The sequence below is a fragment of the Clavibacter sp. GW821-FHT01D01 genome (assembly GCF_059422605.1).
Map to the genome: position 1 here is coordinate 500,499 of NZ_JBWKXC010000001.1, position 19,346 is coordinate 519,844.

21 protein-coding genes and 1 tRNA gene are annotated in these 19,346 nt (G+C 73.2%); 17 read left to right on the forward strand and 5 right to left on the reverse strand.

The window, feature by feature from the left end; translation table 11 throughout:
- Positions 1 to 329: 329 nt before the first annotated feature.
- Genes AC07VC_RS02555 through AC07VC_RS02565 form a run of 3 tightly spaced genes read left to right on the forward strand, consistent with a single transcriptional unit; the run spans position 330 to position 2,381 of the window.
- A complete protein-coding gene (locus AC07VC_RS02555) occupies positions 330 to 779 on the forward strand; it encodes an FAS1-like dehydratase domain-containing protein (protein WP_494674537.1) in 450 nt (149 codons plus the stop codon).
- A complete protein-coding gene (locus AC07VC_RS02560; protein WP_494674536.1) occupies positions 776 to 1,219 on the forward strand; it encodes a MaoC/PaaZ C-terminal domain-containing protein in 444 nt (147 codons plus the stop codon). Before AC07VC_RS02555 ends, AC07VC_RS02560 begins: the two co-directional genes overlap by 4 nt.
- A gap of 7 nt (positions 1,220 to 1,226) precedes the next feature.
- Positions 1,227 to 2,381 carry a UDP-N-acetylmuramate dehydrogenase gene (locus AC07VC_RS02565; protein ID WP_494674535.1) on the forward strand — a complete coding sequence of 385 codons (1,155 nt, stop codon included), beginning with the start codon at positions 1,227 to 1,229 and terminating at the stop codon, positions 2,379 to 2,381.
- Positions 2,382 to 2,505: 124 nt separating this feature from the next.
- On the opposite strand, the gene AC07VC_RS02570 is transcribed toward AC07VC_RS02565, so the two are convergent.
- The 3 genes from AC07VC_RS02570 to AC07VC_RS02580 form a co-directional block, all read right to left on the reverse strand.
- Positions 2,506 to 2,703 carry a hypothetical protein gene (locus AC07VC_RS02570; RefSeq protein WP_494674534.1) on the reverse strand — a complete coding sequence of 66 codons (198 nt, stop codon included), beginning with the start codon at positions 2,701 to 2,703 and terminating at the stop codon, positions 2,506 to 2,508.
- 1 nt (position 2,704) lies between these two features.
- Positions 2,705 to 3,472, reverse strand: a complete 768-nt coding sequence (locus AC07VC_RS02575) for a hypothetical protein (RefSeq protein WP_494674533.1) — start codon at positions 3,470 to 3,472, stop codon at positions 2,705 to 2,707.
- Between the two features lie 857 nt (positions 3,473 to 4,329).
- A complete protein-coding gene (locus tag AC07VC_RS02580; protein WP_396335514.1) occupies positions 4,330 to 5,559 on the reverse strand; it encodes a pyridoxal phosphate-dependent aminotransferase in 1,230 nt (409 codons plus the stop codon).
- Between the two features lie 178 nt (positions 5,560 to 5,737).
- Between AC07VC_RS02580 and AC07VC_RS02585 the strand changes: the two genes are divergently transcribed.
- The 6 genes from AC07VC_RS02585 to AC07VC_RS02610 all read left to right on the forward strand — a co-directional run bounded on the left by AC07VC_RS02585 (position 5,738) and on the right by AC07VC_RS02610 (position 9,369).
- Positions 5,738 to 5,810: transfer RNA gene (locus tag AC07VC_RS02585), tRNA-Trp, on the forward strand.
- A gap of 86 nt (positions 5,811 to 5,896) precedes the next feature.
- Positions 5,897 to 6,169, forward strand: coding sequence for a preprotein translocase subunit SecE (secE, locus tag AC07VC_RS02590; protein WP_012039478.1), 273 nt, complete (start codon positions 5,897 to 5,899; stop codon positions 6,167 to 6,169).
- A 183-nt stretch (positions 6,170 to 6,352) separates the two neighbouring features.
- A complete protein-coding gene (gene nusG / locus AC07VC_RS02595; RefSeq protein ID WP_317229436.1) occupies positions 6,353 to 7,375 on the forward strand; it encodes a transcription termination/antitermination protein NusG in 1,023 nt (340 codons plus the stop codon).
- Positions 7,376 to 7,428: 53 nt separating this feature from the next.
- The gene (gene rplK / locus AC07VC_RS02600) at positions 7,429 to 7,860 is read left to right on the forward strand and encodes a 50S ribosomal protein L11 (protein ID WP_012039476.1); all 432 of its coding nucleotides are present in this window, start codon (positions 7,429 to 7,431) and stop codon (positions 7,858 to 7,860) included.
- 99 nt (positions 7,861 to 7,959) lie between these two features.
- Positions 7,960 to 8,646, forward strand: a complete 687-nt coding sequence (rplA, locus tag AC07VC_RS02605) for a 50S ribosomal protein L1 (RefSeq protein WP_015491347.1) — start codon at positions 7,960 to 7,962, stop codon at positions 8,644 to 8,646.
- A 117-nt stretch (positions 8,647 to 8,763) separates the two neighbouring features.
- Positions 8,764 to 9,369, forward strand: coding sequence for a GNAT family N-acetyltransferase (locus AC07VC_RS02610; protein ID WP_494676532.1), 606 nt, complete (start codon positions 8,764 to 8,766; stop codon positions 9,367 to 9,369).
- Positions 9,370 to 9,381: 12 nt separating this feature from the next.
- Here AC07VC_RS02610 and AC07VC_RS02615 read toward each other — a convergent pair whose 3' ends face one another.
- Entirely contained in the window at positions 9,382 to 10,338 is a 957-nt protein-coding gene (locus AC07VC_RS02615; protein ID WP_094117072.1) for an NADP-dependent oxidoreductase, read from the reverse strand.
- A 366-nt stretch (positions 10,339 to 10,704) separates the two neighbouring features.
- Positions 10,705 to 11,367, reverse strand: coding sequence for a YqaJ viral recombinase family protein (locus AC07VC_RS02620; protein WP_494676531.1), 663 nt, complete (start codon positions 11,365 to 11,367; stop codon positions 10,705 to 10,707).
- Between the two features lie 189 nt (positions 11,368 to 11,556).
- Here AC07VC_RS02620 and AC07VC_RS02625 point away from each other — a divergent pair, with 189 nt between their 5' ends.
- From AC07VC_RS02625 to AC07VC_RS02660, 8 genes are all read left to right on the forward strand, one after another.
- Positions 11,557 to 11,781 (forward strand): hypothetical protein, encoded by a 225-nt coding sequence (locus AC07VC_RS02625; RefSeq protein ID WP_494674532.1) that lies wholly within the window; start codon positions 11,557 to 11,559, stop codon positions 11,779 to 11,781.
- Positions 11,782 to 11,791: 10 nt separating this feature from the next.
- Positions 11,792 to 12,745 carry a TOMM precursor leader peptide-binding protein gene (locus AC07VC_RS02630; RefSeq protein WP_494674531.1) on the forward strand — a complete coding sequence of 318 codons (954 nt, stop codon included), beginning with the start codon at positions 11,792 to 11,794 and terminating at the stop codon, positions 12,743 to 12,745.
- Entirely contained in the window at positions 12,733 to 14,040 is a 1,308-nt protein-coding gene (locus AC07VC_RS02635) for a YcaO-like family protein (RefSeq protein WP_494674530.1), read from the forward strand. The genes AC07VC_RS02630 and AC07VC_RS02635 overlap by 13 nt, the downstream gene beginning before the upstream one ends.
- A gap of 83 nt (positions 14,041 to 14,123) precedes the next feature.
- Positions 14,124 to 15,191 carry a SagB family peptide dehydrogenase gene (locus AC07VC_RS02640; RefSeq protein WP_494674529.1) on the forward strand — a complete coding sequence of 356 codons (1,068 nt, stop codon included), beginning with the start codon at positions 14,124 to 14,126 and terminating at the stop codon, positions 15,189 to 15,191.
- On the forward strand, positions 15,184 to 16,188 hold the full coding sequence (locus AC07VC_RS02645) for an ABC transporter ATP-binding protein (RefSeq protein WP_494674528.1): 1,005 nt from the start codon (positions 15,184 to 15,186) through the stop codon (positions 16,186 to 16,188). Before AC07VC_RS02640 ends, AC07VC_RS02645 begins: the two co-directional genes overlap by 8 nt.
- The gene (locus AC07VC_RS02650; RefSeq protein WP_494674527.1) at positions 16,185 to 16,997 is read left to right on the forward strand and encodes an ABC transporter permease; all 813 of its coding nucleotides are present in this window, start codon (positions 16,185 to 16,187) and stop codon (positions 16,995 to 16,997) included. Before AC07VC_RS02645 ends, AC07VC_RS02650 begins: the two co-directional genes overlap by 4 nt.
- A gap of 101 nt (positions 16,998 to 17,098) precedes the next feature.
- Positions 17,099 to 18,175 (forward strand): sugar phosphate isomerase/epimerase family protein, encoded by a 1,077-nt coding sequence (locus AC07VC_RS02655; protein WP_317230818.1) that lies wholly within the window; start codon positions 17,099 to 17,101, stop codon positions 18,173 to 18,175.
- A complete protein-coding gene (locus AC07VC_RS02660) occupies positions 18,172 to 19,110 on the forward strand; it encodes a TolB family protein (RefSeq protein WP_494674526.1) in 939 nt (312 codons plus the stop codon). Before AC07VC_RS02655 ends, AC07VC_RS02660 begins: the two co-directional genes overlap by 4 nt.
- The last annotated feature ends 236 nt before the right edge of the window (positions 19,111 to 19,346 follow it).

The following is a 19,346-nucleotide window of genomic DNA, read 5'->3' on the forward strand; positions in this document are numbered from 1 at the left end:
GACCCGCATCGACGCGGTCCCGGGAGGGCACGGAGCTGCGAGCACCGAGACCTGAGGAACCGCGACCGGCGGCTCCCGACACGACGCACCAGGAGGAACACATGGACTACGACAACAACGACTCCGTCGGCGGCTACGCGATCCCCGTCGACCCCATGGAGCTCCTGCAGTGCGACTCCTGCCAGTAGGCAGCTGATCCGCTCCGGCGGCATCGCGACCCGGGCCCCGGTCCCCACGAGAAGTGGGGGCCGGGGCTCTCGCATGCCCGGGGGCGCTCGCCGGCCGGCGCCCCCGAGGGCGCCGACGGGCCCGCCGCGTAGGATCGTCCGGTGCCAGTGAATCCAGAGATCCAGGGTCGCGTGCTCCCCGCCGCCGCCCCGTACCTGGTGGGACGCGAGAAGGTGCGCGAGTTCGCCCGTGCCGTCGGCGCCACCCACCCCGTCCACCTCGACCCCGAGGCCGCGCGCGCCGCCGGCCACGCGGACGTGGTCGCGCCGAGCACCTTCCCCGTCGTGGTGCAGGAGGCGACGCTCGCGCAGCTCCTCGCGGAGCCCGACGCGGGCATCGACTTCAGCCGCGTCGTGCACGGCGAGCAGGCGTTCACGTACACGCGCCCCGTGGTCGCGGGCGACGAGCTCACCGCCACGCTGACCGTCACCAAGGTGGCGTCGCTCGGCGGCAACTCCATGGTGACGGCCGAGTCCGCCATGGTCGACGCGTCCGGCGCGCACGTCGTCACGGCCGTCTCGACCCTCGTGGTGCGGGGGGACGACGCGTGAGCGCCGCATCCGCCGTGCCCGTGCCCGTGCTGGCCGACCTCGCGGTGGGCGACGTCGTGGCCGAGCGCTCCCTCCACCTCACGCGCGACTCCCTCGTCCGCTACGCGGGCGCGTCGGGCGACTTCAACCCCATCCACTACCGCGACGACGTCGCCGCGTCGGTCGGGCTCCCGGGCGTGCTGGCGCACGGCATGCTCACCATGGGCCAGGCAGTGCAGCCCGTCGCCGACTGGGCGGGCGACCCGGCCCGCATCGTCGCGTACGGCGTGCGCTTCACGCGGCCCGTGGTCGTGGATCCCGCCGCCGGGCAGGACATGACCATCGTCGCCAAGGTCGGCGCGATCGACGCGGAGGCGGGGACCGTCCGCATCGACATCGCGGCCTCGGTCGACGGCAAGACGGTGCTGGGCCGCGCGCAGGCGCAGGTCCGGCTGGCGTAGGGCACCCGTGACGATCCAGACCCACCGCGACGCCCCGCTCGCCGACCTCACGACGCTCCGCGTCGGCGGCCCCGCGGAGGAGCTCGTGACCGTGAGCGAGCGCGACGAGCTCGTCGACACGCTGCTCGGCCTGTGGTCCGTCGGCGAAGACTGGGTGGTCCTCGGCGGCGGCTCCAACACCCTGGTCTCCGACGAGGGGATCGCCGGCACGGTCGTCCGCATCGCGACGCGTGGCGTCGAGGTCGGCGAGGTGCGCCCCGACGGGACCGTGCTCGTGCGCGTGCAGGCCGGCGAGCCGTGGGACGCGCTCGTGGCGCGCACCGTGGCCGACGGCCTCGCGGGCCTCGAGGCGCTCTCCGGGATCCCCGGGTCGACCGGCGCCTCCCCGGTGCAGAACATCGGCGCGTACGGCCAGGAGGTCGCCAACGTCCTCGAGGCCGTCGACTTCCTCGACTACGAGTCGGGGACGGTGGAACGGCTCAGCACCGCCGACCTCGGCCTCGGCTACCGCACGTCGTCGCTGAAGCGCGGCCGCGTGGGCGTCGTGCTCTCGGTGGACTTCGCGCTCACCCCGGGCGACGGACCCGACGCGCTCGGCCTGCCGATCGCCTACCAGCAGCTGGCGGGCGCCCTCGGCGTCGAGCTCGGCGACCGCGTGCCCGTCGCCCGCGTGCGCGAGACCGTGCTGGCGCTCCGGGCGTCCAAGGGCATGGTGCTCGACGACGCGGATCCCGACACCTGGAGCGCCGGGTCCTTCTTCACCAACCCGATCGTCAGCGCCGCCTTCGCCCGCACGCTGCCGGCCGACGCCCCGCGCTGGCCGCAGGAGGACCCGCCCGAGGACCTCGTCGTCCCCCTCGGCGACCAGTGGGAGGTCGCGGAGGCGATCGAGCGCGAGGCCGTCGCGCGCCGCCGTCGCGAGCCCGCGGGCGTGAAGCTCAGCGCCGCGTGGCTCATCGAGCGCTCGGGCGTGCAGCGCGGCTTCCAGCTTCCCGGATCGGGCGCCGCGGTCTCCTCGAAGCACACGCTCGCGCTCACGAACCGCGGCACCGCGACCGCCGAGGACGTCGCCGCCCTCGCGCGCTACGTGCAGGGCCGCGTGATGAGCGAGCACGGCGTGATCCTGCAGCCCGAGCCCGTGCTGGTCGGCCTCTCCCTCTAGGGGCGGGTAGGCCGGCACGGGCCGGGCGGCGGGTCAGGCCAGCAGGTCGCGGATCCGGCGCACGAATGAGGACAGATAAGGGTCCACCGCGCCGAACCCCGAGGGACGGGGGCCCCTGGCCGTCTCACTTCCCTTTGCTGTTCCGCCGATTGCGGATGGCGAATGTCAATGCGACGAGCATGAACGCGCCCGACGTGAGCCAGAACACCGCGGCGTAGCTGCTGAACGGTGCGATCTGGCTCAAGACCAGTCCGGGGATCGCCAGCATCACCGCAACGCTGGGAATGGACTCGGCTATTCTCTTGCTGTTCTGCATCATCATCTCAGCTGTAGTGGTTGGCCATGCCGATGCAAGAAGTCACTGTGCCGCTGGATCCCGCTGATGCGGCCCCTAGGCAGACGAGACATCCGGCTCCTAGTGTGGCGACGCAGATCGCGGCACAGGCGATGCTGATGCCGGTCATGACCCACGCGGCGATCCCGGCGTTGGAGAGGCACTGGTTGAAGTTCCCCCACCAGTCTCCTCTCTGGTAGTCCATGGTGGAGATCGATCCGCCCTGGGAAGAGAGCGCCATCGAGGAACGGGCTCCAGGAGCGCTCACGTCGTGATTCGACACAGTCTTGCTTCCAGCCCAAGCGTGAACGGTTCCGGAAGTGGGGGAGGTGGCCTTGAACAGGAACTCAGTAGTGTCGATGAGCTTGCCCGCGTCGTCGAAGAAGACGGAGATGCTGGTCTGCTGTTCGACATCTTGTCCTGACGCGACGGGGATGCGCAGCATGCGGAGGTCAGGGGTGACGCGCCACGCGGTCGCGCTCTCGATGGTGAAGCGAAGTCCGCTTTGCGCCTGTAGTCCTGCCTGGTCGTAGACGGCCTCGAACTCCTCCGCATCGCGATCGGTGAGCCTCGTCCACGCCTCCTGCTCCGTCTGGCTCTTCAGCGCGAAGTCCTGCACTTCTGCCTGGGTGGGGCTAGATCTGCCCGTATGGGGCGACGATGGATCCGTGCCAGCATCGGCGGGAAGCGCCGGTGCCAGGACGAGAACCAAGGACACCCCGAGCGCACCCAACGGCATTGCCGCTGAAGGGGACATTGGCTCATTCTTCATGGGCAACCTCTTTGTTCGATTGTTTGACTGGACGGCCACGGTCGTCTGGTCGCGCAAAGGACTTCGCTTCGCTTCGCTTCGCTTCGCTTCGCTTCGCTTCGCTTGGGGCATGCACTGCTGATTCTCGACGCGGCTTCCTTCCGGCGCCGCGCGGTCAGGGGAGGTGCCGGAAGGAAGTTCGCATGGCGCCGTTCGCGCAGCAGGCTCTGCGGAGACGGTTCGGGAGGAGCGTCGCGGAAACCGCTCGATGCGTCGTGTGAGAAGGCGGCAAGAATGAGCAGCCGTGTGTCGCCCGTGATCGGGGATGGCTTTCCGATGTCGCGGGCCAGATCTGCATCGATCTGTGGAACGAGATGCAGGTCGCGTTCGTCCTCGCCGTGCGTCCTCTGTCGATGCGGGGCGATGACGGGCAACGTAGTGCTCGCGCAGTCCGTGCTGCTCGCGTATTTCACAGGGCGCGTTGCGGATGTGTGCAGGGGTGGTACCGGCCGGGGCGCGGGGTCCCAGGAGCGCACGCCGGAGGGCGTGGCCTCGCTCGGGAGGTGCATGAGCACCGAAGCGAGCCGACCCGGGCGACGTAGGCCGGCGCCAGGCCACCGCCCGGTCGCCCCGGGACGTATCGATCGGGCTGGTGCGGAAAGCCGCCAGCGATCTCTCGTGATGAGAGTGTGGATCCGATCGAAGATCATCGGGCCGCGTGGGTCGCGATCAGGCCGGGGTGGTCCGTGTGAGGGGGATCGGGCGCTTCCGAGCCGAGACGAATGCCTCGACTGTTGTCGTCATAGGACGATGATCAGAGCCCTTCCCCGAGCGAGGCCGACCCGCACGGAACGCGCAGCGGATCAAGCGAGGAGGTCGCGGATCCGCCGCACGCCCTCGAGCAGCGCCTCGTCGCCGAGCGCGTAGCTGAAGCGCAGGAACCCGCTCGGGCCGAACGCCTCGCCGGGCACCGCCGCGACCTCGGCCTTCTCCAGCAGGAGGTCGGCGACCTCGAGCGAGCTCGTGGGGGTCACGCCGTCGATCTCGCGGCCGAACAGGCCCGTGACGTCGGGGTAGACGTAGAACGCGCCCTGCGGAGTGGGCGTGACGAAGCCCGGGATGGCGTCGAGCTCGGCGACGATCGTGCGGCGGCGGCGGTCGAACGCCTCCCGCATGCGGTCGACGGTGTCCCGCGGGCCGCGGAGCGCCGCGATCGCCGCGCGCTGCGAGACGTTGGAGACGTTGGAGGAGAGGTGCGACTGCAGGTTGCCGGCGGCCTTGATGGCGTCCGCGGGGCCGACCATCCACCCGACCCGCCAGCCGGTCATCGCGTAGGTCTTCGCGACGCCGTTGACGAGGATCGTGCGGTCGGCCAGCGCCGGCACGACGTCGACGATGCTCGCGGCCTCGGCCCCGTCGTATACGAGGTCCTGGTAGATCTCGTCGCTGATGACCCACAGGCCCTTGGCGTCGGCCCACTCGCCGATCTCGCGGGTCTGCTCCCGCGAGTGGACGGCACCCGTGGGGTTGGAGGGCGAGACGAACAGCAGCACCTTCGTGCGCGGGGTCCATGCGGCCTCGAGCTGCTCGACGGTGACGAGGTAGCCCTGGTCGGCGCCCGCGAACACGTCGACGGGGACGCCGCCCGCGAGCCGGATGGCCTCGGGGTAGGTGGTCCAGTACGGCGTGGGGACGAGGACCTCGTCGCCCTGGTCGAGCAGCGTCTGGAACGCCTGGTAGACGGCCTGCTTGCCGCCGTTGGTGACGATGATCCGGTCGATCCCCACGTCGAGGCCGGAGGAGGCGCGCGTCCTGTCGGCGATCGCCTCGCGGAGGTCGGGGAGGCCGGCGGCCGCGGTGTAGCGGTGGTTGCGGGGATCCCGGGCGGCCTCGACCGCGGCCTCGACCACGTAGTCGGGCGTCGGGAAGTCGGGCTCGCCCGCCGCGAAGCTGATGACGGGACGCCCGGCGGCCTGCAGGGCCTTGGCCTTGCCGTCGACCTTGAGGGTCGCGGACTCGGCGATGGATCCGATGCGGGTGGAGACGCGGCTGAGGGGGACGGTGCTCTGCGGTTCGGACATACCTGCGAGCATAGGGATCCGGACGGCGCGCCACGCGGGCGCCGACGCCTGTCGGACGGGGGTCCGGACCGCGCGGGCGCGGATGCTGGTACACTCGTCCGGGTCGGTATCTCCGCCATGCTCTTCCGCGCCCTCTTCCGTCCGTGCTCGCACGGTGGTGGGGTGCAGGGGCAGGCGGGCGCCGACGCAGAGGGTGGTGGCTCAATTGGTAGAGCAGCGGTCTCCAAAACCGCAGGTTGCAGGTTCGAGTCCTGTCCGCCCTGCTAGATGATCCGCGTCCACGGACGCGGCCCATCGCGGCTCGCCCGAGCTCCGGGAGGCGCCGAGCAATGCAGGAAGGGACCCACGCGTGGCGCGGAAGATCGTCGACGAGCCGAGCGAGGAGATCGTCGCGCAGGCTCGCGAGCAGCGGGACGCGCGGCGCAACCCCTTCGCCCGGCTGGTGCTCTTCATCAAGCAGGTCGTGCAGGAGCTCAAGAAGGTGGTCACCCCCACCCGCAAGGAGCTGCTCACGTTCACGGGAGTGGTCCTGGCCTTCGTCATCGTGATGATGGTGATCGTCTCGCTCCTCGACCAGCTGTTCGGGTACCTCGCCATCGTGGTGTTCGGCAACGGCGCCTAGCACCGGGGCCTCCGCACGGAGGCGGCACGGACCGGACGGCGGTCGCACGGGGTCCACGGACCCTCGCGCCGCGGCGCACGAGGGCCGGGAGCGCGGCGGGTCGCATCGATCCGCCTCCGCGCGTGCGGGAGTCGCACGGCACGAGACGTACATGCACTACGAAGAACGAGGGAAGTAGATCCATTGGCTGAGAGCAAGCGCGACGACGTCGACCTCGCCCCCGCGGCGGAGCAGTCCTCCGAGGTGGACGAGGCCCAGGAGGGTTCCGTCACCACCGCATCCGAGGGCAGCTCGGACGCGGCGGAGCACACCGCCCTGCACGTCGAGGGCGACGACGTCGAGACCGACCTGACGGCCGCGCTCGACGCCATGGAGTCGGTGGACGACCCCGAGGCCGACGCGATCGTCGAGGACGCGCTCGACATCGACTCCGCCGACGAGGCCGAGGCCGCCGTCGAGGCGACCGACGACGAGGCGGAGGAGGAGGCGGCCGAGGAGGCACTCGAGCCCGCCGAGGTCACGCCCGCCACCGCCGAGGACGTCGCGGAGGCCGAGGCCGACCTGGTGCCCGACGAGGACGCGCCCGAGGTCGACCCCTACGAGGACTTCCGCAAGGAGCTCCGCTCCAAGCCGGGCAAGTGGTACGTCATCCACTCCTACGCGGGCTTCGAGCGCCGTGTGAAGAGCAACATCGAGAACCGCATGGTGTCGCTCAACATGGAGGACGACATCTACCAGATCGAGGTCCCGATGGAGGACGTCGTCGAGATCAAGAACGGCCAGCGCAAGATGGTCAACCGCGTGCGCATCCCCGGCTACGTGCTGGTGCGCATGAGCCTCAACGAGGACAGCTGGTCGGTCGTCCGCCACACCCCCGGCGTCACGGGCTTCGTGGGCAACGCCCACAACCCCACGCCGCTGCGCTTCGAGGAGGCCTTCTCCATGCTGAAGAGCCTCGTCGAGATCAAGGAGGTGGCGCAGGTCAAGGGCCAGCCCACCAAGGGCGGACAGGCGCAGCGCGTCGTCGCCGCCGAGGTCGACTTCGAGATCGGCGAGACGATCACGATCAAGGAGGGCTCGTTCGCGGGCCTCCCCGGCTCCATCAGCGAGATCAAGCCCGAGAGCGGCAAGCTCACGGTCCTCGTCTCCCTGTTCGAGCGCGAGACCCCGGTCGAGCTCAGCTTCGACCAGGTCACCAAGCTCTAGGCGGTCGGGCCGCGCGGCCCGCTCGATCTAGCAATCAAGAAGAAGGAAGAGAAATGGCACCGAAGAAGAAGGTCACGGGTCTGATCAAGCTGCAGATCAAGGCCGGCGCCGCCAACCCCGCACCGCCCATCGGGCCGGCGCTGGGACAGCACGGCGTCAACATCATGGAGTTCTGCAAGGCGTACAACGCCCAGACCGAGGCTCAGCGCGGGAACGTCATCCCCGTCGAGATCACCGTCTACGAGGACCGGACGTTCACGTTCATCCTGAAGACGCCCCCGGCCGCGGAGCTCATCAAGAAGGCCGCCGGAGTCGCCAAGGGCTCGGGCACGCCGCACACGGTCAAGGTCGCGAAGCTCACGATGGACCAGGTCCGCGAGATCGCCGAGCAGAAGCAGGCCGACCTCAACGCCAACGACATCGACGCCGCGGCGAAGATCATCGCCGGCACCGCCCGCTCCATGGGCATCACGGTCGAGGCCTAGCCTCCACCACCCGCGGAGCCCGACCGGGGTCCGCTCCAGCATCACGCGGGAGAGCCAGCCAGGCTCACATCCACCGCACTCTCGAAACAGGAGAAGAACATGGCGAAGTCCAAGGCCTACCGGGCCGCAGCCGAGAAGATCGATCCCGCCAAGGCGTACACCGCCGCGGAGGCCGTCGAGCTCGCGCGCGAGACCGGTTCCAGCAAGTTCGACAGCACCGTCGAGGTCGCGCTCAAGCTCGGCGTCGACCCCCGCAAGGCAGACCAGATGGTCCGCGGCACCGTCATCCTTCCTCACGGTACCGGCAAGACCGCCCGCGTCATCGTCTTCGCGACGGGCCCCGCGGCCGAGGCGGCCATCGCCGCAGGAGCCGACGAGGTCGGCGGCGACGAGCTCATCGAGAAGGTGGCGGGCGGCTACACGTCGTTCGACTCCGCCGTGTCCACGCCCGAGCTCATGGGCAAGGTCGGACGCCTCGGCAAGGTCCTCGGACCGCGTGGCCTCATGCCCAACCCCAAGACCGGCACGGTCACCCCGGACGTCGCGCGCGCGGTGTCCGACATCAAGGGCGGCAAGATCGAGTTCCGCGTCGACAAGCACGCCAACGTCCACTTCGTGGTCGGCAAGGCGAGCTTCTCGCCCGAGCAGCTCTCCGAGAACGTGGGCGCCGCGCTCGAGGAGATCGTCCGCCTCAAGCCGTCCTCCTCGAAGGGCCGCTACGTGCAGAAGGCCACGGTCTCCACGACCTTCGGCCCCGGCATCCCGGTGGACGTCAACTCCATCTAGTCCCACGGCGCGCGAGCGCCCGCACGACCGCAGCACAGGAAGGGCCCGCCTCGGCGGGCCCTTCCGTCGTCTCCGGGCCGTGCCGGTGCCTAGGCTCTCAGGGTGAGCACCCCCGACATCGCGACCGCCGCCGCGGACGACCCCGCCGTCTCCTCCGCCCCCGCGTTCCGCGTCGCGACGCCCGCCGACGCGGAGGAGGTCGCGGCCCTCGCCGCGCGCACCTTCGCCCTCGCGTGCCCGCCCACGACGACGGCCGAGGCGATCGCGGCGCACATCCGCTCCGTGCTCTCGCCCGCGCGCTTCCGGGCGCACCTCGAGGACGCGGCCCACCGCGTCCTCCTCGCGGAGGTGGACGGCCGCCCGGTGGGCTACACGATGCTCGTCGCCGCGCCTCCCGCCGACCCCGACGTGGCCGGCGCGCTCCGGCTCCGGCCCGAGGTCGAGCTCAGCAAGGTGTACGTGGAGGCCGGGATGCACGGGGTCGGGGTCGCCCGGCCGCTCATGGCAGAGACGCTGCGGATCGCGCGCGAGCTGGCGGGGGAGCGGGGTCGCGACGCCCGGGCCGGCATCTGGCTCGGGGTCAACGAGCACAACGCGCGGGCCATCCGCTTCTACGAGCGCAGCGGCTTCCGCATCGTCGGCACGCGCTCGTTCCGCCTGTCGGACGCCGTCGAGACCGACCACGTGATGGAGCAGCCGCTCGCCGCGACCGTCCGCGGCTGAGCCCCGGGCGGGTCAGCCGCGCGACACGTTCAGCACGACCTTGCCGCGCGCGTGTCCGCTCTCCATGTGGCGGTGCGCCTCCGCCGCGTCCTCCAGGTCGAACACCTCGTCGACGTACACCTTGATGTCGCCCGACTCGAGGAGCCGGGCGATGACCGCCAGCGTCTGACCGTCGGGCGCGACCTCGTAGTGGGTGGCGCGCACGCCCACCGCGGCGGCGTCCTGCACGAGGGTCGGCCACCCCTGCACGGGCGCGCTGACCAGCAGGCCCCCGCGCCGGAGGACCTGGAGGGACCGCGTGCCGGTGTCGTCCGTGCAGTTGCCGACCAGGTCGATCACCACGTCGACGTCGGCGAGCACGTCCTCGAAGCGCACCTGCGTGCGGTCGATGACCTCGTCGGCGCCGAGCTCCGCCAGCCAGTCGACGTTCCGGGGCGATCCGGTCGCGACGACCCGGGCGCCGAAGTGGCGCGCGAACTGCACGGCGAAGTGGCCGACCCCGCCCGCGCCCGCGTGCACCAGGACGACCTGGCCCTCGTGGGCCCGGCCGATGTCGACCACCATGCCCCACGCCGTGAGCGCGCTGACCGGCGTGGCCGCCGCCTCGACGTGCGAGAGCCGGGCGGGCTTCCGGGCGAGGCTGACGCTCGGGACGGCGATGTACGGGGCGTAGCTGCCCGGCATGCGCGGCACCATGGCGAGCCCGAACACCTCGTCGCCGGGATGCAGCGCGTGGTCCTCGTAGGGGGACTCCACGACGACCCCGCTGAAGTCGCGGCCGAGCACCGCGGGCAGCGCGCCGAGGCCCGGACCGCCGGGCCCGCCCGCGCGCAGCCGCAGGTCGAGGGGGTTCACCCCGGCGGCGACGACCTTCACGAGCACCTCCGAGTCGAGGCGGTGCGGCACGGGCACGTCCGCCAGGTGCAGCACCTCGGGCCCGCCCGTCTCGGTGACGACGACCGCCCGCATGGTCTCCCCGCGCGGTGCGAGGGCGACGGCCGCGGCCGCGCGGTCCCGCTCGGCCTCGGCGGCTGCGGCGCCGGCTCTGGACTGGACGACCTGGCTCATCGTGCGACCCCTCCTCGGACCCGGCGGCGTGGTGGGTCCCACCTCGGCCCCCGCTCGTCCAGTGAAGTCGGCGCGTGAGTCGGGCGTGTTTCCACGGTGTTCCCCGGGTGAGAAGAATGCGGAGGGGCCTCACGGCTGGCGGGCTCGCGGGGGTCGAGGCGGTGGCGCGGGTCCCGGGCGTGCGCATCGGGCCGGACCGGACGGCGCCGACCCGGCGCGCGGTCGAGCGGATGCGGGTGCGGATCGCGCGCATCCGCTGAGGCCGGGTCAGGCCAGGCCGCGGGCTCCGGCCGGCGCGTTGGCCATGCGGACGATGAGGGCGATGAGGTCGTTCGCGCGCGCGACGAGCGCCGCGATCTCGGCCTCGTCCCGGTCGATCCACTTCCACCTCGGGATCTCGTGGACCGGCACGAAGTCGACGTGCTGCTCCCACACGATGAGCGAGCGCTCGGCACCCAGCACGTACTGCTGCCACCAGATCTGGCGCAGGTAGTTGCGGGGCACGCTGCGCCACGGCTTGGCGGTGGTCTTGATCTCCGCGAGCTCGAGCCGGCCGTCGGACCGGAGGCCCACGCCGTCGGGCGTCGCGAGGTGGCGGCGCTGGCCCTCCGCGTGGAAGAGGTGCGCGCTCGGGACGATCCCGTGCTCGGCCTCGACCCAGCGCGCGATCTCCGGCTCGCGCTCCCGGCCGTGGTCGGTGTACCGGTTGCCGCCGAAGCCCGAGCCGTAGAGCTTCTCGAGCGCGACGGCCTGCAGCGAGGCGTCCGTCGCGAGCCGGGCGACGTCGGTGGCGGTGATGCCGAAGCTGCGCGCCCGCAGCCATGCGACCCGGTCGGACGAGTGGGCGACGATGCGCGTGAGGTGCGGCGGGGGCGGCGGCGGCGCGGGTGCCGCGGGGGCGAGGTCGTCCTCCCAGGGGAAGGCCAGCATCTCGTCCGTCACGGGCTCCAGGGTACGCGCCGGATCCGACGCGGGCGGCCTCGACGCGGGTGGATCGGCCGGTCGGGCGGACGGGTTGTCCACAGGGCAGGCGTTCTCGCCCAGGGCACGGAGGATCGTGCTAGAAAGACGTCGTCCCACCCACCATCACCGCATCACCGCTCGGAGAGAGGAAACGGCATGACCATGCTCATGGAAGGACCGGTGTCGACGGGAGCGTCGGCGCTCGCGGAGGCGAACAGGCGCGTCGAGGAGGTCGATGCCGCGCGCGCCGACGCCCTCCTCGCCGAGGCGTTCGGCTTCACCATCACGCACCGTGGACGGGAGGCCGAGGTCGTCATGGCCGACGTCACCCTCTGCTGCAGCACGTGCTGCTCGTGCAGCAGCAAGCAGCAGCCTCGCTGACGGGTCCGCCATGGACCCGTCGACGACCTACTCGGTGAGTCCCCGCTACGCCGCCGGGGAGGTGGAGGACACCCTTCACCTCCTCGGCGGTCGCGAGCTGGTCTCCCTGCAGCTGCCCTCGGGCGACGCCGTCTCCGCGGTGTCGCGCCTCCTCTCCCGGCCCTTCACGCGCGCGGACGTCGATCGCGCCTTCGCCGAGCACGCCCCGGTCGTGGCCGAGCTCGTCGACGAGCTGGTCCTCCGGGACGTCGTCGTGGGCGCGCCCACCCGGTCCGCGGCGGACGACGTCCCGTCGCTCCACCCGGTCGGCCGGCTCGACGACCCCGACCAGGCCGAGCTCGCGCACATCCTCGACGAGGCCCGGCGCAACGGCGGCGACCGCACGGGGCTCGGGCCCCTGCGGGATCCGCGCACCCCCGCCCGGGTCGCGCTCGTCGGCGACGACATCCCCGCCCTGCTCGCCTCCCTCGCCGATGCCCTGCCCTCGGCGGAGCTGACCGACGAGTCCGATGCCGACCTGGTCATCGCGGCCGGCAGCCGGCGGCTCCTCCGCGAGGTGGGGGCGAGGATGCACGCGGCCGGGCGGGCGTGGCTCCCCGTCCACCCGTTCGACGGCCGCTTCCAGCTCGTCGGCCCGGTGGTCGTGCCCGACGAGGGGCCGTGCCTCGAGTGCGTCGCCCTCCGCTGGGCCTCGACCACGCCCTTCGCCGGCGACCACGCGGCGGCCGCCGACGCGGTCGCGCCCCTCCCGCGGGATCCGGGGCTCGACGCCATCGCGGCGGGGTTCGCCGCGCGCTACGCGGCCCGATGGATCTTCGCGCGCGACTGGCTGGTCGCGAGCACGGTCCTCGTGGTCGAGCCGAAGGTGCTGTCGGCGGAGGCGCATCCGGTGTTCCGCGTCGCCCGCTGCGGCACGTGCGGTCCGCGTCCGTACGCTGGGGTGGTCTCGCCGTGGCGGGCGTGAGGGCCGTGGCGGGCGTGAGGGCCGTGGCGGGCGTGAGGGCCGTGGTGGGCGACGTGGTCAGCCCCTTCACCGGGCTCGTCGCCTACTCGCATCCCATGGCCTTCACGCCGGACGCCATCCCCGACGCCCTGCACTCGGCGCGGACGGCCGACACGGGCTTCCTCACGGGCGTGGTGTCGGAGGGCTTCAGCATGGGTCCCGGCGGGAGCTCCGCCGACGCCCGGAGGTCGTGCGTGGGCGAGGCCGTGGAGCGGCTCTCGCTGGCGGGTGCCCGCGGGGCGTTCCGCGCACCCCTCGGATCGGATCCCCGGCAGGTGGCGCCCGCTGCCTTCCGGCGGTTCCACTCGACGCAGCGCGCGGACCCGGCGTTCGCGTTCGAGGAGCCGGAGCGCGGGCGGCTCATGAGCTGGCTGCCGGCGCGGTCGCTGCACGGCGGCCGCCGGGTGCACGTGCCCGCCCAGATGGCGGTGTTCCAGGACCCGCACGCGTCCGACGGGCACCGCGAGCCGCACCTGGAGGCGACCACGTCGTCGGGCGTCGCGGCCGGGCCCACGTTCGGCTTCGCCGCGGGCCGGGCCATCCTCGAGCTCATCGAGCGCGACGCCTTCCAGCGGGCGTGGCTGCGGGGATCCGCGCCGCCGGCCTTCGACTGGCGTGCGAGCCCACGTCTCGCCGACGCCACGCGACGCGAGCTCGACCGGCTGGAGGAGCTGTGCGGCCGATTCGGCGCAGCGTTTTCGCTGCGGGTGCTCGATGCGGCCGCGGACGTGCCCGTGCTCCTCGCGGTCATGCGCAGCGACCGCCTCGGCGTCGCGGTGGGATGCGCGGCCGACTTCCACCTCGACCGCGCCGCCCTCAACGCCGTGCGCGAGGCGGTGCACACGCACAACTGGTGCCTGCGGCTCCTGCCCCGGCCGCCCATCGGGCCCGCCGAGGTGGTCGAGTTCGAGGACCACGTGCGGCTGCACTGCCCGCCCTCCGCCCGGCCGCTGTCCGCCGCCCTCGACGCGTCGGGTGTGCGCACCGCGTCCCTGGGCGGGCCGTCGACCTGGGGCGAGGTCGTGGAGGGGCTGCATCGGGACGGCATCGAGGTGCTGCTCGCCGGGATCACCGCGCCCGAGGTGCGCGCCGCCGGCTACCACGTGGTCCGCGCGCTGAGCCCGGACCTCGTGGCGCTCGACGTGCGGCACGACGCGCGGTTCCTCGGCCATCCGCGGCTGTACCGGCGGTGGCGCGACGGGCCCGCGCTCGACGGCCCGGAGCACCTCGTCGACGTCCCGCACCCGTTCCCGTGAGGGCGGTCCCCGCCCGCATCCCCGTCCCGCATCCCCGTCCGCGCGCCTGCGGCGCACACCGCCGGCACCACCAGGAGGACCCCATGAGCATCATCGGCATCGGCACGGCGCCCGCGAGCGCCCCGGGGGACGGGCGGGAAGTCGATGCGTCGGGGCGCCCCGGCGCCGCGCCCGAACCCGCTTCCGCTGCGGTGGACGCGCACGAGCCTGCGCCTGCGCCTGCGCCCGCGTCCGCGTCCGCCGGCAGCGTCGGCCCGATCTTCAGCGTCGGCGGCGCCGTCGAGCGCCCAGCGGGCGATCTCGCCGAGGACTTCCACGAGGCGTCCAAGATCACGCGCATCACCCACCCCGGCTGGACCGACGTGCGCTACGCGCAGCAGCTGGCGCAGGAGGCGCAGGGCATCGACGCGGGTCCGGGCGGCGCCACGAGCGCGCCCCGCCTGCTCCCGGCGCTCGCCCTCCCGCCCGCGCTCCCGCTCCCGCACGCGCTCGGCGCGACGATGGCGGCGCGGCGCTCGGCGGATCCCGAGTCGCTCGCCGCATCCGTCCCGCTCGCGGAGCTCGCGACGGTGCTGCGCCTGGCGTACGGGCCGCGCGCGGCCGGCGGATCCGGGAGGTTCGTCCCCTCGGCCGGCGGTCTCTACCCGCTCGACCTGCACGTCGTGGTGCGCGCGGCGGAGGGGCTGGCGCCGGGAATCCACCAGCTCGATCCACTCGAGGAGACGCTCGTCGACGTGTCCGGGCTCGACCGCGCCGGGCGGCTCGCCCGCTTCCGGACGGCCGCGCCGACGGCCATGGCGCCACTCGCCGAGCAGGCGGCCGCGACCATCGTGATCACCGGCAGCTTCGAGCGATCCCGCACGAAGTACGGCCTGCGGGGCTACCGGCTCACCCTGCTGGAGGCCGGTCACGTCGCGCAGAACGCGCTGCTCGTGGCGACCGCGCTCGGGCTGCCCTCGATCGGGTGGGTCGGCTTCGTCGACCACGAGCTCGACGCCGTGCTCGGGCTCGACGGGGTGACGCAGTCGTCGCTCTACGCGATCTCGATGGGTGGGCGCCCAGGGCCCGACGTGCCCGCGCACCCCGAGGACCCGCACGCGGCGACCGCCGGTGCGCGACACTTCGCCCTGGAGGAGGCAGCACATGACTGATGCGGTGGAGCTCGACGGGATCACCCGGACCTTCGGGCGCACGCGCGCGCTCGACGACGCGTCCTTCGCGCTCGCGCCCGGCCTCGTGCACGCGCTGCTCGGGCCGAACGGATCCGGCAAGACGACGGCCATCGACGTGCTCACCGCCACGCGTCGCCCGGACGCCGGGCGGGCGCGCGTGCTCGGCCACGCCGTGCGCCGCGGCGGGCCCACGGCGGCGCTGGTCGCGGTGATGCCGCAGGCGCTCGCGTTCCCCGAGTACCTGACGGTGCGGGAGGTGCTGGCGCTCGCCCTCGTGCCGCACGCGGACGCCCTCGCGCCGGCGGCGGCGGTCGACCGCTTCGGCCTCGAGGCGCTCGCGGGCCGGCAGACGGGCGGCCTCAGCGGCGGCGAGCGTCGGCGGGTCGCGCTGGCGTGCGTCGTCGGGGCGGGCACCCCGGTCGTGGTGCTCGACGAGCCCTCGGCCGCGCTCGACATCCCCGGCCGTGCCGCCGTGCGCGAGGCCATCGCCGCCGTCCGCGACTCCGGGCGCACGGTGCTGCTCGCCTCGCACGACATGGAGGAGGTGGCGGCGCTCGCCGACACCGTGGTGTGCCTCGACCACGGGCGCGTGGTGGGCCATTGGACCGCCGCCGACTTCCGGGGGCTCGCGGGCATGCACCGCGTCTCCTTCGACGCGACGCCGTCCGAGGCGCGCGAGCTCCGGTCGGCGGGTGCGGTCCCCGCGCCCGGGGAGGAGCCGCGCGAGGGCGAGCGGATCCGGTGGGTCGTCGACACGGACCGGTCGGACGCGGTCGCCGGTCTCGTGCTCGCCGCCGTCGCGCGGCCCTCCCTCACGATCGTCGAGCCGGGGCTCGGCGAGATCGTCGAGCGCGTGCTGGCGGGCGGCGCTGCCGGGTCGGTCACGTCCTCGCCGCCGCGGGTGCCGACATCCTCGGAGGAGGGCTGCGGTGCCGTCCTCCCGGGCGCCGCCGATCCCGCGGGATGCGCCCGATGACCGCGTCCGCGTCCGCCTCCGCCTCCGCGGCGGAGCAGCCCTCGCCCGCACGCCCCACCGCGCGCCGGCGCCTCGCCGTCTACCGCGCGCACGTGGTGAGCGAGCTCGCCCAGAACGCGCGGATGCCCGCCTTCGTCCTCCCGCTGCTCGCGTATCCCGTGCTCATCTACGCGGTCGTCGGACTGCCGCAGGGCGGTTCCCCGAGCGCGCGGCTCAGCGTCCTGCTCGGCTACGTCCTCTTCTCCGTGCTCGGCACGGTCACGTTCCAGTTCGGCGTCGGGGTCGCGTCGGCCCGGGAGTCGCCCTGGGAGCGGTGGCTGTTCACGGCGCCGGTGCCCGCGTGGATCCGCCTGGCCGCGAAGCTCACGGTGGCGTGCGTCTTCGGCATCGTGTTCGTGATCCCGGTGCTGGCGCTCGGCCTCACCGCCGGGGGCGTGCGCGTCGACGCGGCGACGCTCGCGGCCGTCGCGCTCGCCGTCCTGGCCGGCGCGGTGCCGATGGCGCTGCTCGGGCTCGCGATGGGCTACTGGTTCCCGGCCCGCGGAGCCCTCGGGCTCGCGAACCTCGTGTACCTGCCGCTGTCGTTCGCGGGCGGCCTGTTCACGGGCGGCGACACGAGCGGCACGCCCTGGGCCTCCCTCACGGTCCTGCTGCCGACGGGTGCCTGGAGCGCGCTGACGAGCGCCGCCGCCCGTCAGGACACGGCCGCGAGCGGCGTCCCGCTGCTCCTCCTCGCGGCGTGGGCGCTGCTCCTCGGCGGCATCACGCTGGCCGGCTACCAGCGCACGCAGTCGGCGAACTTTCGCTGAACCCGACCCGTGGCGGCGCGCGGCCCGGTGTGTACCGTGGATCCCACGCGCCGTCACCGGATCCGCGTCACCGCCACCGTCACCGCCGACGAGAGGGAGCCATGCCCCAGATCACCACCCCCGTAGCGCTGTTCACCGGCCAGTGGGCCGACCTGCCGCTGGAGGAGGTCGCCCGCCTGGCGAGCGGCTGGGGCTTCGACGCCCTCGAGATCGCCTGCTCCGCCGAGCACCTCGACGTGTGGCGGGCCGCCGAGGACCCGGCCTACCTCCGGGGTCGCCTCGAGATCCTCGAGCGGCACGGCCTGCAGGTGCACGCGCTGTCGCAGCACCTCACCGGCCAGGCCGTGTGCGACGAGCCCATCGACTTCCGGCACCAGGCCATCCTGCGCTCGAAGGTGTGGGGCGACGGCGAGGCCGAGGGTGTGCGCCAGCGCGCCGCCGAGGAGCTGAAGCTCACCGCGAAGGCGGCCGCCGGCCTCGGCGTCACGCGCGTCACCGGCTTCACCGGGTCCCGCATCTGGCCGTACGTGGCGATGTTCCCGCCCGTGCCGGAGTCGGTGATCGACGCCGGCTACCAGGACTTCGCCGATCGGTGGAACCCGATCATCGACGTCTTCGACGACGAGGGCGTGCGGTACGCGCTCGAGGTGCACCCGAGCGAGATCGCGTACGACTACTGGACCACTCGGCGCACGCTCGAGGCCATCGGCCACCGGCCGGGCTTCGGTCTCAACTGGGACCCGAGCCACATGATGTGGCAGGGCATCGACCCCGTCGGCTTCCTCCTCGACTTCGCCGACCGCATCTACCACGTGCACGCGAAGGACACCCGCGTCACCGACGACGGCCGGGGCGGCCGGCTGGGATCGCACCTCAGCTGGGGGAACCCGCGGCGTGGGTGGGACTTCGTCTCCGTCGGCCACGGCGACGTGCCCTTCGAGCGGGCGTTCCGGGCGCTGCGCAGCATCGGGTACGACGGCCCCATCTCGGTGGAGTGGGAGGATGCGGGCATGGACCGACTGCACGGAGCCCCCGACGCCCTCGCGAAGGTCCGCTCCCTCCTCTGGCCGACGCCCGACAGCCTCTTCGACTCCGCCTTCGCCGCGAACCGCGACGACGCGGAGGGCGCGGCGGGCGCGGCGGCCGGGCGGCCCGACGGCACCGGATCGGCCGCGTGACGCTCCGCGACGGCCAGCTGGCCCGCCTCCTCGTGGTCGACGTGGAGACCGGCGCCGAGCGCATGGTCGCCGAGTCGGCCGTGCTGCACATCGAGGCCCCCAACTGGACGCCGGACGGGCGGTGGCTCGTCGTCAACGCGGAGGGCGGCCTCTGGCGGCTGCCGGCGCCCGCGGCCGAGGAGCCGGATCCGGACCTGCCCGAGCCCGCGGTCGACTTCCAGGCGGTCGACCTCGGCGGCGTCCCGCCCATCAACAACGACCACGTCATCTCGCCCGACGGCGAGCACGTCTACGTCTCCGGGCGCGACGGCCACCTCTACGACGTCCCGTGGAACGGCGGCGCGGGAGGCGCGGGGCGGGGCATCACGGCGGACCGGGACCCGGCCCTCGGCTTCAAGAACTACCTGCACGGCGTCTCGCCCGACGGCACCCTGCTCAGCGTCATCGGCGGCCAGGTCGACGCCCGCGGCGAGTGGACCACGAACATCCACCTCGTGCCCGTCGACGGCGGTCCCACCACGCAGCTCACCGACGACGGCTTCCCCGACGACGGCGCCGAGTTCTCGCCCGACGGCGAGTGGCTGTACTACAACTCCGAGCGCGGATCCGACCTGCCGGGCCACGCCCAGCTGTTCACGATGCGCATCGACGGCACCGACGCGCACCGCTTCACCTCCGACGAGCGCGTCAACTGGTTCCCCCACCCGTCGCCCGACGGCGAGCACATCGTCTACGTGAGCTTCCCGCCGGGCACGCTCGGGCATCCCGCCGACCGCGACGTGATCCTCCGCCTCATCGACCGGCAGAGCCACCGCACGCGGGACATCGCGGCGTTCCCGGGCGGTCAGGGCACCCTAAACGTCACGAGCTGGGCACCGGACTCGCGCCGGTTCGCGTACGTGGCGTACCCCTTCGAGGCTCCCAGCCTCACCTGATGGCGCCTTCCGGGGCCGGCCGGGGCGAGCCGGGCAGGTCGCCTCGGGCCGAGCTCGACCTCGACGGCGACCCCTCGGGGGCGACACCCGGGCCGGGCCCGCGCGGGCCGGGCGCGCCGATGCGCAGGAGCCGTCGAGCGTAGGCGCAGGCATTTCCCCGGGTTGGGGGGCGTCCCGCATGGGAACATGGGGCTTCCTCGCGCCACCCGCCGTCCCGATATCCCGTCGGCCTCATC